The organism is Massilia rubra (genome assembly GCF_011682065.1).
GTDB lineage: Bacteria > Pseudomonadota > Gammaproteobacteria > Burkholderiales > Burkholderiaceae_D > Telluria_A > Telluria_A rubra.
In genome coordinates this window covers 33,979-47,223 of the sequence record NZ_VUYU01000003.1, presented here as the reverse complement: position 1 = coordinate 47,223, position 13,245 = coordinate 33,979, and the positions used below count along the sequence as shown (strand labels likewise).

The 13,245-nt window shown below is 55.8% G+C and carries 7 protein-coding genes and 1 pseudogene; 4 read left to right on the top strand and 4 right to left on the bottom strand.

What is annotated here, in order from left to right:
* Positions 1 to 163 precede the first annotated feature (163 nt).
* The 4 genes and pseudogenes from F0185_RS05275 to F0185_RS05260 all read right to left on the bottom strand — a co-directional run.
* Positions 164 to 1,345: a hypothetical protein gene (locus F0185_RS05275; RefSeq protein ID WP_167222272.1), complete on the bottom strand. Its 1,182-nt coding sequence runs from the start codon at positions 1,343 to 1,345 to the stop codon at positions 164 to 166.
* Positions 1,346 to 1,509: 164 nt separating this feature from the next.
* Positions 1,510 to 2,109, bottom strand: a complete 600-nt coding sequence (locus tag F0185_RS05270) for a TetR/AcrR family transcriptional regulator (protein WP_167222270.1) — start codon at positions 2,107 to 2,109, stop codon at positions 1,510 to 1,512.
* Entirely contained in the window at positions 2,106 to 2,432 is a 327-nt protein-coding gene (locus F0185_RS05265) for a cupin domain-containing protein (RefSeq protein WP_167222268.1), read from the bottom strand. Before F0185_RS05265 ends, F0185_RS05270 begins: the two co-directional genes overlap by 4 nt.
* 199 nt (positions 2,433 to 2,631) lie before the next feature.
* Positions 2,632 to 2,989: pseudogene (locus F0185_RS05260) on the bottom strand (transposase); the annotation flags it as partial.
* Between F0185_RS05260 and F0185_RS05255 the strand changes: the two are divergent.
* The 4 genes from F0185_RS05255 (at position 2,988) to F0185_RS05240 (ending at position 12,947) form a co-directional block, all read left to right on the top strand.
* Positions 2,988 to 3,338, top strand: a complete 351-nt coding sequence (locus tag F0185_RS05255; RefSeq protein ID WP_167222266.1) for a hypothetical protein — start codon at positions 2,988 to 2,990, stop codon at positions 3,336 to 3,338. The pseudogene F0185_RS05260 and the gene F0185_RS05255 overlap by 2 nt on opposite strands.
* Positions 3,339 to 3,757: 419 nt before the next feature.
* Entirely contained in the window at positions 3,758 to 5,887 is a 2,130-nt protein-coding gene (locus F0185_RS05250; RefSeq protein WP_167222264.1) for an ATP-binding protein, read from the top strand.
* Positions 5,884 to 7,416 (top strand): hypothetical protein, encoded by a 1,533-nt coding sequence (locus F0185_RS05245; RefSeq protein ID WP_167222262.1) that lies wholly within the window; start codon positions 5,884 to 5,886, stop codon positions 7,414 to 7,416. The genes F0185_RS05250 and F0185_RS05245 overlap by 4 nt, the downstream gene beginning before the upstream one ends.
* Complete coding sequence (locus tag F0185_RS05240) at positions 7,413 to 12,947, top strand: putative type IV secretion/conjugal transfer ATPase (RefSeq protein ID WP_167222260.1); 5,535 nt, start codon at positions 7,413 to 7,415, stop codon at positions 12,945 to 12,947. Before F0185_RS05245 ends, F0185_RS05240 begins: the two co-directional genes overlap by 4 nt.
* Positions 12,948 to 13,245: the final 298 nt, after the last annotated feature.

Here is a 13,245-nt window from a genome sequence, read left to right as displayed (position 1 = left end):
GTATAAGGCCTGAATCTGCGCAAGGCCTGAATTTATGCTGCGCGGCAGTATAAATCATTTGATGGCGCAACTGCGCGATGGCGTTCTGGGGCATGAATGCAAAAACCAGGCGCGGGGCCTGGTTTTTGGTGGTGCCGATGCGCGAATTACCGCGCTGGAGGACTTATCGGGCGTCCTTGACGGTTTTGACGCATGCCTTGAGCTCGGTCGTGCACGGCAGATATTCCGATTTTTCCGGTTTCACGCCGGGATTGATAGCGCGGGCCTTGTCGATGACCGCTGCCTTGCAGGTGGCGAACGTGGCTTTGCATGCGCCGATCGGCGTGCTGTCGACCAGCGGTTTGACGTCCTCGCTGACGCACTGCTTGTATTCCACCTTGCATTCGACTTTGGCCGCTTTCGGATCGGCCGTGGTATCGGCTTCCGCAACGCACAGGTTCATCTCGGTCTGGCAATTGAGCTTGGCCGATTTGATTTTGGAGCTCGTATCGATCCCCAACCATCCCGGCAGTTCGGACGTTATGCTATCGATACACGACTGGGTCGCCAGCTTTTGTTCGGCCGCGACGGCTTCGTAGTCATTCGCTTTCCATGCGCTCAGCTTGCGTGGCTTGGAGACATATGCGCACGAGCGGACGGTGTCTTGCACTTTGCGGAAGAAGCTGTCTGTCGCGCCTTCGGGGCGCTTGCTGAAACGGGCAGCGAAACGCAGCACATACTCGTCTTCACGTTCCGTACCGGCCATGAGCTCGTGGTACAGCAGTTGCCAGCCCAAGGGCGTGATGGTCATGCCATTTTTGCGTGCTGCGGCGCCGCTGCCCTCGTTCTCGGCCAGCACGGCAACGAATTTCTCGTCGAGCGCTTTGGGCAAGTCCAGCAGCATGGGGCTGACCAGGTTGAGCGGTTTGCGGGTATCCGTCACGGCGTCGCCCAGAAAATCTTCCTTGTTGTGCGTCTGTCCGCCCGTACCAAGCAGGGAAAGCGCCATTCGCCCGACGTTGCCGCCAACCACATGCGAGCGGTGCACGATCCGCAAATACGTCAGTTCGTCGCCGTAGGTATTGACGTACAGCGACACGGGACCCTTGGAGGCATACGCCCGTTCGCGTGGCAGCGCCGGTGTTGCGGCAGGCTGCGCGGCGGCGGCAGGCGTGCTTGCCTGGGAGCTGTCCTGGGCGAAGGAAGGGCTGGCGGCGGCGAGCGCGGTCACGAAAAGGGGCAGGAGGAACGAGCGGAGCGTGGAGTTCATGTTTGACAGTGATTGGTCGATACGTTGCCGCAGCGCGGCACGGTGGGATCGGAGGCAGTGGATTGCTCGGGCGCCTGGGAAAACCGCAGCATCCAAACGGGAAAGTAATTACATTATAGAATATATGTTTAACAAAAGGTAACTATCGCCGAGGAATTGCGCCTGACTGCTGCGAATGCAACACCTGTCAATGCGTGATCCGACGCCAGCCCAGGCGGGTCGGCGGCGGAACGATTCCAGAAGGGACGCTCCGCCCGTTCTCAGGTCGTGGTGTTGATCACGAGCTTGAGGAACTTGTTCGCTCTTTCCCGAAATGTCACGGATGGCATTGGATCGACCAGGGACACTGCCATAGCCCCTTCGAAAGCCGCAAAGATCGTCTCTGCGAGATCGCGCTCGCTGACGCCGGCCGGCACACGTAACAGGTCTTTGCCAGTGCGCAAGATGCCCTCCAGCCAATCGACATTTTGCTTCACAAACAGGCGCAACTCGTCAATGCAGGCGGGCTCCTGAAACGACGGTTCGCGCACCATCATCAAGTACATGCAGGGACGGCTGCCATCGTTCAACATTGCGGCAAACAGCTCCGCATACATCCGAAGCTGCTCTTTAAAGTCGCCTGTTGCCTCGATGGCGAGCAAGCGGGCGGCTTGGTCCTCCCGATACAGTTGCAGCGCCTGGCGGGCCAGGTCTTCTTTCGAGCTGAAATGGTGGTACAGGCTCGGTGCCTTGATTTGCAGGCAGTCGGCGATCTGACGCATGCCGAGGCCGCTGAATCCGCGCTGTTGAAACAGGCCGATTGCTGCGCCGAGGATGGTTTCCCGGGTTAGCGAGGGCTGACTTTTTTTGGCAGGCGTCAAGGTGCCTGCTCCAGCATGTCGATGCCGCCATGGTGGGCGACGAACAGCAGCGTTTCTTCGAGCGCGCACGCTTCATGCTCATCGCTTCCCTGAACCTGCAGCACATCGCCGGCGCGCAGCTCGACGTCGTTAAAGCGAATCGCGCCCGCTACCACCAGGATTTGTTCCCATCCATGATGCGCATGCTTGGGGAAGCGTGCTCCAGCCTGAAATCGGGCCAGGTAGCCGCCATCGCCGTCGTTGCCGGTCCAGGTCGAACAGATCTGCACCCCGGCAATACCTGAATCGCACCAGTCGCGTGCTTCTTGTCGAGCCAACATCATGTTTTCACTCCTGTATTTGATCAGAAGGCACAACTCTAACTAACGTTCGTTAGGTTGTCAATGGGGCCTTCACGTCAGGATGGATGGAAGCTGGCCGAGATTCTTGTTTTGTTGACGAAGGTTAATTGATGGGATTCCTATTGATTTCCCCCTGTGTTAGTGTAGTTATAGTGTTCAGTATCTATAAATTATCCATTCACCGAGTCAGGCCGTTGGCCTCCAGCAGATGGCGAAACTTGACAAGTAGCGTGGTTGCATCGGGCGCGGTTTCCAGACCAGATCGATACCGACAAATGCACGAATGGACTGGCTGTCATAGATCGCATCTTCGATGCCTTCGTCAGACAGACCGAAGCACTGCTGGGCCACATACATGCGCAGCATGCGCGCGAGTCCGATCGGCGGACGACCTGCACCCACCACCTTTGGATAGAACGGTTCAATCAGCTTGTGCAGCTTGCCCCCGGGGTTACGCTGTTGATCTCGGCGAGAAAACGGTCGCGCCGTGTCAGCTTCTTCTTGGCAGCGTATTCGAGGTCGGAAAAACTCTTTTGCATGATCGGTGGCAAGGCGCTTGGATACCTCGATATTGTCTCAGGTCGTCGCCTCGTCAGGGACATCGCAGGGGGAATAAATCAGCGCTTCCTTAGGCAAAATTGTCTTGATGATGTAGCCACTTTACGAAAGAGAAGTTTCCTCCTGTGCGTGGCTATAAAAAGAAACATTGCCAAACGGATGTTTATGACCAACAATTACATCGTATTTAGTTCCGTTGATAGGACGCAACTAGACAATGCAAATCTTGCAATCCATGAAAACATCGTCGCTTGTGATTGTGCAATGCCATCCGGCGATCGTATAGTGAGCGATTTAATGCTGCAACATTTGGTTATTTGGGACTTTTGATAACTATTCAACAATTGTTAGGGCATGTATGCTTTCGATGTACCGGGGTGATATAAGCCACCACGACTAATTCAGTCTCTGGAATTTTAGTTTTTTCAGGAATTTTTCCCCACATTGGGGAATATTGTCTGTTTACCGGTCGTTCTTCAATCGACCCGACGCAATGTAAGGCTGCCTTCCATGAGACATAGACTCCTCGCGGGAGCCTCGCCTCGCGCGGCGGCCGGAGATTTACGAGGCCTTGTTTATGGTGCTATTTTGACAATTAAAAACTACGTACTCCGGCAGAAAAATCGAGGCTTCTCATTGGTTGATTATGAGTACTTGCCAAGTGTGGCCATCACCGGATTTTTTAATCGCTATTGTCCTGCACTTTGGGGTGAGGCAAGCAGACCCCGACAGTGTGAGAGGAACGAGTAATGGAAGAAAACGTCACACATGAATCTCGCTTTCCTGAGGACCTACTTGATTGGTCGGGGCATCACTCTGGTGGCGTGAAACGACTTTTCGATTCTAACAGCGGCCGGCCGGGCAAGGAGCTATTGAGGACGAACCTGATCTCGCGTCTGGAGGATTGGTCTCGCAGGATCGCTAGTGGCCAAGCGAATACTCCTAGAATCCTCTTGCTCGTGGGAGGCCCCGGGAATGGAAAGACGGAGGCGATCGAGCATACGATCCGCCGCATCGACGACGAGCTAGTTGCCGAGGGACGCTTGGTAGATCTGCTTTCTATCGCGTTCCACCCACTTCTTGGCAAGCCAGTGCCACGGAGCATCTGTGTCGATGCGAGCGGTTTTTTCCCAAATGCCTCTCTTTTTGAGATACAAATCATTCAAGACGCGTCGACTATCGCTGGGCACGAAGGCCGCAATGCACCAGAGCTCCTTATTGAAGAGCTGTCAGTGCTGCTGGATAGTCCCCCCTCGGCTCACTACCTGTGCTGCGTTAACCGGGGTGTACTCGACGACGCCTTGATATATGCAATCGACCAAGGCCTGGATAACGCGCGGATACTATTAGAGGCCATCACACGGTCCGTAAGCCTCTCGTCCAGCGCTCCGTCGTGCTGGCCACTGGAAAACTTTCCGTCGATCGCGATCTGGCCGATGGATGCGGAATCCTTGATGATCACTCCTGATGATGATTCGCGGTCACCAGCTGCTAAATTGCTTGAGCACGCGGTTAATGCAAGATATTGGCCGGCCCCGGGGACTTGTGCGGCCGGGAGTGGTTGCCCGTTTTGCCATAGTCAGATGCTGCTGGCGAATGAAGGATGCCGTGTCAGCTTGCTAAAGATGCTGCGCTGGTACGAGCTCGCCAGTGGTAAACGATGGAGCTTCCGCGACCTATTCACCCTCGTTTCTTACTTACTCGCGGGCCAACGCCCGGACGGCGATGGACAGCAGGGCAGTCCCTGTAAATGGGCGGCATACATGTTCGAACAGGACAGGCTGGGACAAGTCGCTCCAATACCGCGCAAGCATCAGCTTTCTGCAATTTTTAAGATTGCAATGTCCGGCTACCAGCACGCGCTTTTCCATGCATGGAATGCGGAAGCGTCCATGGTCTTGCGACAGGGAATGAAGGACCTAGGCATGGACAAAGGATCAAGCGAGGGCCGCACCTTACTGGGCCTTCAACATTTTCTGGCAGAGCGGAAGGATCCATACTTGCCTGCGACGATCGCTACCCTGTTAGATGATCTCGTCCACCTACTCGATCCCGCGCTTGCCAGCCCGGACCATGAGGTCTTGGTCAGCGCTCGAAACAAAATCATGCTGGCCGATCTCGATTTGCGGTTTAGTCGTTCGCTCGCTGGCGGTATCGACTTCATACAAAAATACAAGGTTTTGTCATCGGTCGAGCTCGATTTGCTAGGACGTCTGGTCAAGGTCGATAATTTCCTTTCCTCGTCGCAGACGCGGCGCAAGAGCCCCGCCTCGGCCAGCCGCATGCAGCGACTGATACGTGATTTTTCATGTCGGCTCGTGCGTCGTAGCATCTGTAGTCGCTCGGCAGTGGTCGCTGACGCGGATATTCTGGAAGAATTCCGGCAAGTCGTGGACCATGATGAGAATGGGCAACGGCTATTTGAAGTGGCAAGACAGGTCAAGAATCTATTGAACAAAGGGGCTGGGTTCGAGGTATCCCTCACTACGACGTTTGGGCAGCCTTTGCCGCCAAGACAACGGCAGGCAACGCTCGTAGTACCGGTGCGACAGGTGCGGATGCTGCCGGTTTCGACCGCCGGAAGACCGCGCTCGCCCATCGCTTATCTTGCCGTTGGTTCCGGTAAGTCTTCGCAACCGATCCCATTGACATACGATCTTTTTAAGGCAGTCAAGGAACTGGATCGTGGCCTCTCGCAAGCGTCCTTGCCAGGCGCGGTCGTGACCTTGCTAGACACGACCAAGGCCATGTTGTCGGGGCCCATCGTCAGGGACCTTGAGACACTCTCGGATGCGAGGATTAGGATAGGTATCGACGGAACGGAAATCGGTAGCTCCTGGAATGGCTTCGTTGCCTCCGGACTCGGGGAGACGCTATGAGTTTGGAAAATTTCTTCGCTTCTCCATGGAAGTCATCCCATAAGACCTATCGGGAATCTGCGTTGGCTATTAGCCCCGCGCCCGAATACGCGAATTCTGAAGTGCTTCTGGCCTCGCTGTATCGAGTCATCGGATACGACGACGTTAAAGAGGGAAGCATACCCGGAGCGGGGCGCGATTTGGAGCAACGGCTTCAAAAGCTGCGCGATCGCCGCCAGGCCTCCCCAGAGGGCACGACGTTGGGCGTCGATACTTGGAACACATTGTTACACGGAGTGCTGGAAAGTCCAAAGTTACCTAACCAGTCCGCGAAGCGCTTCCTGCAGGTTACCCCTTTGGTGCCGTCCGTTGCGCTTGTCTCGGGCTCGGCTCGACTGGCGGGCAATCCATGGTCTCCTGGTGTCCTTGTTCGCAAGATGGTCTGGCTCGGCTCCAGGAACGAAGCCGCTGCTTCGACACTTTGGAAGGATCTGTTCGTGGCACTGGGCGTAGGTCAAGATGATGATGTATTTGCGCGCTGGCTCGAACAGGAGACCTTGGCCTGGGGAATACGGTCCCCATGGAAGCTTGCTCCGGTACCGCCCTCGGACGTTTCAAGCTTCGCGGGCGAGGACTTCGATGGCATCGACTTCATGCCAGCGCGACAGTTTGCAAAGGACTTGCGATCGGTAATCCAAGCAAAGGGCTCAATGACACGCCGACAGTGGACGAGCCTGCTGGAAGCGCTACTACGCCTAGCTATGGTGGCGCACGTTACTTGGTTATGTGATGTGCAAGTAGGTATCTGGCGCTGCCTCTCGAATGCGCTGGAAGGCAAGGGGCCCTTCGGGAGCGCCGGGGCAAGGGCTCAGGTCTTCCCTGCTAGCGCACAGTACATGACCTACGGTGGCAAGGCTCTGAATGGACTCAAGGACAAGGCGTCAAGCTACTTAGCGGCCAGACTTGGCATCAATTCGTTCTTGTGGTCGCTGGACAGCATCAATATGCCATATGAGGGCAATATTTCTTCGAGCAGTGATATCGCGGCGCTGTGCGAGCACGTCCGCAACAATCAGGGCGCGTTGCAGGCATTGCAGCTCGCCTCACATATCGAGGAATTGCGCGACCGCGAGGCCCGTGCGCTAAGTTGCAACAAGGGCATCGGCGCAAACATGCTCGAGTTCGCACGACATTCGCTCGGGCAGCGAATTACCGCCGTGCAGCTATTGAAAGGATATGACCAAGGCTATGTCCTGAAGAAAAAGGGAAGCAGCCCGAGTAGTCCTTGGGTGGTCTCGCTTGGCCCTGTCGCGGTATTGGCACTGGTCCATTGTGCGTTGGCAGGAATGGGTGGGCCCCGTTCCATTCATCGGCTCGCCCAGCATCTTGCAGCCTATGGAATCGCCGTGGACCGCTACGATATTGCCCGCAACGATCTCGGCCAACAACTTAGAATGCTTGGGCTGGTACTCGATAGCCCGGATGCAGAGAGCGGCATGCTCTTGCTTCCTCCATTTCTTGCGCCAACGCTTGCCGAAGACGACAAATGAAAAGACTAGTACAAACGCTTGCTACCATCATCCGGAACAAGGCCAACGACAACATCAAGGGTACGGGAGCAAAAATCGAGTCACGGTTCATATTCCATGGCCCGCCGCTCGATATGCTCGAGGAGATATTCACTGAACTAACGGGGGATGGCGGCATCCTTGTCCTGCCCGACGCAGAGGGCATGTCAAATACGCTGCCAGTGCTTCTCCAGCTTCCGCGTGACAGAATGGCTGGCGCCAACCCGAGAATTGGAGAGTCGGGCAAGTGCGACGAAAGCCACCTTCTTCACATACGTAATGACCCGAATAGCGCAAGCTACGTTGCGCTCATGCCGCCAGGTCAGCATACGAACATGTCCGTTGCCTCAACCACGGAAGAATTCGGCATTAGCGCCTCGTGCAATACCGGCCATGCCGCGTTCGAGGAGTGGTGGAAGGACGGATTCGTCCAGTACATTGTAAGAGAGGGATTGCGTCTTGCTGGCATCGAACCGAGCTCTTTCGATGAAGCTACAGCCATAGTAGAGCTTGCAGCTGCCGCGGTCGATGAGGTGGAGCCGCGCAAGGGAGGACGGGATGCAGCCTGGCGCTTGTTTTCACGCATATACTCAATCGGGGAAGACCTTCATGGCCTCGCGCCTGGCTCTGCGCTGTCACTTGCATGTGGCGTGCCACCTATGGCAGATGGCAGTATCGCTGCGAAAGTCCAGTTGGAGACTCTTAAAGGCGTCGCCGACGAGCTGGCGGATGGCTTTAAAATTGGCATTGACGGCTTGGTTGCCAACGGCAGTGTGGATACGACGGTTAAGGACGCACTGGCGGCATTGTTGACGCATGTTCGCGCGAATTGCGAAATACCGACTTCGTTTGAGCGCTCGACTGCGGCGTTTTACCTTCCTTCGAACACATTCGCGCTCGAGCCACCTCCAATATGGTGGCAGACATTGACGGTCGAGTGCTGGGCAGAGCTCTTGTTTGATGAGCCAGATCAGGCGGGAGGCGACCTTCAGATCACCTGCACCAACCCGATTATTCCTATTGGCAGGGGCATGCCTGCCATAGTGCGGGCCGGTGTGGAGCTGGAAATATCGTCGCTAAATGCTCCAGATGTTGGGGCGATCGATGTGTTGATGACGGGCGGTTCTTTTGGCAAGCAGGGAACGCTAGTGACAGTGGATGGCATCGAACCTCGAAGCGACTCTCCTCCGTCGAGTGGGCAACGAAGTCCGATCAGCTACAAGGTTACCGCGGCAGGCCGCAAGGCTGCGGCGCAAAAGGTGATCTCGCTGGCAAGCTGGATACCTGGCATCGTTGTTACTTGTCGTATCGCAAGTAAGCTCTCACCACCGAAGAAGCCTCGAAAGGGAAGCACTGGTATCAATTGGGAATCCTCGCTCGCACTGCCAGGCCCCGGTCGTTATGAGCTAATCGTATTGGTTGCATCCGGGGTCACACTTGTGGGAGCAAGGGGTGTTGCCGACGATGCGACGGAACAACTCGGCGAGGAGCCACAGCCACTCGTCATCCACTCCCTGAGAACTGATGAGTATCAGCTCGAGATTGAGGCAGAGGGAAAGTTCCAGCTTGAAATTAGCTTTCAGTTAGCCGGACAGCGTGCAGCTCAGACTTGTAGAATCTACATTTCCTGCGAAGAAACGAAGGAAGAAGGCTGTAAGAGCGAGTTCGAGCGTTTGATAAAGCTTAATCGCCGTCATCTCGACAAGTTTGACGCCAAAGCAATCGTACAGCTTGATCGCCATGCACGGTTGTCAAGCCTGCAGTCATGGATGCTGGACGAGCAAAACGTATCAAATTCATTCCTTCCAGTGGTGCTTGCGGATGACTACGCTGCCCAGTGGACCTCCCCGGACTGGAGCGCGGCCCATGGGCCGATTCTCTCCCAGGCCCGTTTCCTGCATGATCCACGGCCTCCAATCACCTTGTTCAAGCCACCTGCTGGATTCGTCGAGGCACGAATACAGATCGCGGCGCGCGTCAGGGAAACTAGCGATCTTGCTGGACTCCTTGAATCTGCCCCACTAGGTAAATGGATGGTTCAAGACGAAAGTTTTCGTGTTCTGGTTGAAGCATATTTAGATGCGTACATGGCCTGGTTTGCGACTGACCGCGATGTTGCATGCTGGGTGGACGCGATTGCCGTTTGTTCGAGGGAGTCCCAGGGGCGCACATTGTCGCGCGTTCCGGACGCGATCATCCTCTCGCCCCTCCATCCGTTACGACTGGCATGGCATTGCCTAGCCCAGCGAGTGCTTTATAGCGGTGCCCATGGCGACACCGAGCGCCCATGCCCAGCGGCCAGTATCCTCGACCCTGACTGCATTCCCGATTTGCTCGCGATGTCGTTGCAAGCCCCGGGTGGGCCGACTGGTATTGAGCTTGTAAATTTCCTTTCCGTCGAATGCAGCTCTGATTATTGGTCCGTCCTTTGGAATGGCACGCGTCTGAGGGAAATTGCTGACGAGTCAAGGCAGGCGCCGTTCGATAATGAGCTAGGTCTGGTAGTCGGTGGCATTTCGAGCGGCTTTAGCCCGGCTCAGGTCGGTCGCGCACTTGAAGACGTCTCAGACCTTTTAGCGGCCAAGCCCATCATCAGCCTCGTCGTTTCCAGCGCTGGCGGGGCCACGGACGCGTGCAACGATGGATTGGCAAATTGGTGCTTGAATCGATTCGGTAGCGGTGACAAGGCAGAGGCACGACAATTAGTTGGTCCTAGGATGCTGGAAGTGTTCGACACGCGCCCGGTAGGTTCGCGCCCAGACCAGGCCACCATCGCCAACCTGTCGGAGGACACGTCGAATAGCGTGCGCTGGTATGACAAGCAGCCAGCGGGCACGAATCCCGACTTGGGAATCATTGCCCAACTTGACTCCGCGCAACCTGAGTGCACGACCGTCGGGATGGGCTCTCCGCTGAGCATGGGAGGGCTCATCCGGCATCGCGTGCGGCGCCAGTTGCACGGCGCTTTCGTCAGCGAGTCGCGGCAAGGATTGTCGATGCCGGCGAGCGGCGATATTTTCGGTGACAAGGTCGCGGCTTGTATCGTCGCCATGGAAAAAAGCCAGCAATCGTCGGTCGGACTCCAGTTCGCTCCAAACGTACATGCAATTGCAGAGATGCTTGAGAAGAAGCGGGCAGGATTCGTCGCCGTTTCATCCTCCGCGATCGATCCCGCGTGTTTCCTTGGCGGATGGATCAAGGGCGCTTATCTATGGGACTACGACTTGCCGTCGTATTCCCATCGGGCCGGTGATACAAGTGGTTATTACTTGCTCTCTCAGGTCAAAGAAGCAGACCGTGACGCCATCCGACGCGCACTGCAAGGTCTGTCGGGTGGCAACCGGCTATCCGACGCACAGGTCGATGACATCCTGCTCGAGGTGGCGAGGAGAGGAATACCGACAGTCCGGGGCCTTTCTGGCGATGACACAGGGGCCACCGGCGATCTGGGCTTGTTCCTTGCCGTCCGCTTGCTGCAAGATAAGTTCCGCGTGTCGGGCAACCTTGACAGCGTACTGCCTGTCCTTGCCGGCACAGCAGAAGATGCCATCATTTCGATCATCGTCCCGGTGGATCCATTCCGTGGCTACCTATCCGACCTTGCTCGCTCGCTTGGCAACGACCGGAGGGAGGTTTCCTTGTCACGGCCCGACTTGCTTGTTATTGGCATCCACGCCACCGAAAGCGCGATACGCCTGCACTTGACACCCGTCGAGGTCAAGTGTCGCCAGCAGAACACGATATTCAGCCCAAACGATGCAAGGGACGCACTAGCACAAGCGAAGTCCATGTCTTCACTGCTTGCGAGACTAAGCGAACGGGCCGCCGGCTCGCCGCTCTGGGAGCTTGCATACAAGCACCTGCTGCTTTCGATGGTTGGCTTTGGCTTAAGGGTATACAGCCAGCAGGAAGGTGTCGCGAATCAAGCCGCGAGGTGGGCTAGTTATCATGAGCGGATCGTTGCTACCATTCTTAGCCCAGGCACGGCTATTTCCATCGACCCCAAGGGACGTTTGATCGTCGTAGACGGATCAGAGAGCGAGGCACGCGATCATGATGGCGATGGCTTTGACGAGAGCATCTTCATCTCCCCCAAGGATGCTTGGCGCATCGTCGCTGGGGATGCACAGAATTTCTATGACAAGGTGCGTGCGAAGGTAGGGACATGGAGCCTTCTTCCAACGGGTGTCATGCACGCCCCCTACGAGGCCGCGGCAATACGGCCAGCACTTCTCCCTTGTAATCAGGAAGGTAACCCTGCTTGTGTGCCCGTCCTTGATGAACTGGAGGGGCCCCGCGGCCTTTTCATGCTCGACACCCCGGAAGAGTGCCTGCCAGCCTTGACAGTTTTGCCCTTAATCGAAGTAGGAGAACCGAGTGATGGTATCGTCCTCTCCTTGGGCCAGACGGTTGATGGGTTTGAGCCGCGGTCGCTAGCTCTCAACTTATCCGACACCCGTTTAAATCAACTGAACATCGGGGTGGTCGGTGACTTAGGAACTGGCAAAACCCAACTTCTGAAATCGCTCATTCTTCAAATCGCAATAGCACATAAAGAAAACCGAGGCGTCAAGCCGAGATTTCTCATCTTCGACTACAAGCGCGACTACAGCAGTCCGGAGTTCCTTGAAGCCACCGGTGCGAGAGTGGTCAAGCCGACGCGGTTGCCACTGAATTTATTCGACACGACGTGCATTGGCGAATCCGTCGCACCCTGGCTCGACAGGTTTCGTTTCTTCGCCGATGTCTTAGACAAGGTGTACACAGGAATCGGGCCAGTCCAGCGTGACAAGCTCAAAGGCGCGGTGAGAAGCGCGTACGAGGCATGCGCTAGCCAAGGGCGGCCACCCACGATCTACGATATCCACTCTGAATATCGCGACTTGCTTGCCGGGAAGTCAGACTCGCCGATGTCGATCATCGACGATTTGGTTGATATGCAAATTTTTGAAATGGATCCTGCGAAAACGAAGCCCTTCGATCAGTTTCTCGATGGGATTGTAGTCGTTTCCCTCGACGCAATGGGTCAGGACGACCGTAGCAAGAACATGCTGGTGGCGATTATGCTCAACATGTTCTACGAGAACATGTTGAAGGTACCCAAACGGCCTTTCCTTGGTACGGCGCCCCAACTGCGAGTAATTGACTCCTATCTTCTAGTGGACGAAGCTGACAATATTATGAGATACGAGTTCGACGTACTCCGCAAATTGCTGCTGCAAGGTCGCGAGTTTGGCACGGGAGTGATTTTGGCTTCGCAGTACCTAAGGCATTTCAAGACGGCTGGAACGGACTACCGTGAGCCACTACTAACTTGGTTCATCCACAAAGTTCCTAACGTTACGCCAGCTGAACTAGGCGCGCTGGGATTTACCTCCGATCTTGGGGACCTATCTGAACGCGTCAAAACATTGCCGAATCATCACTGCCTATACAAGTCGTTTGACTCTTTAGGGGAAATAATGCGTGGACTTCCGTTCTATGAGTTGACAAGTAAAGCTCCCAATAAATAGCAAACCGGCGCGGCGTGGAAATTTCTAGGACCTCATTTCTTGCGCCCGGTTCAACGCAGTGGGCGACTCATCGGTGGATGATTGGTCCTTCGATGTGGCGAGGGCAATCCTCGTCCATGACGAGCCTCTCAGGCTACGTCTGCGTGCGATACTTGCTGCCGAGCCTAGACCATTTTTGCGCGTATGATGCAATGTAGCAGGCCGGCTCCGCTGAAGCACTGTATGTCATTTGCAAGCGATTGATGTTATCACTTCACCAACGTTGGCGCCATGTCCAGCATGTCGTATGCCAGTCGTT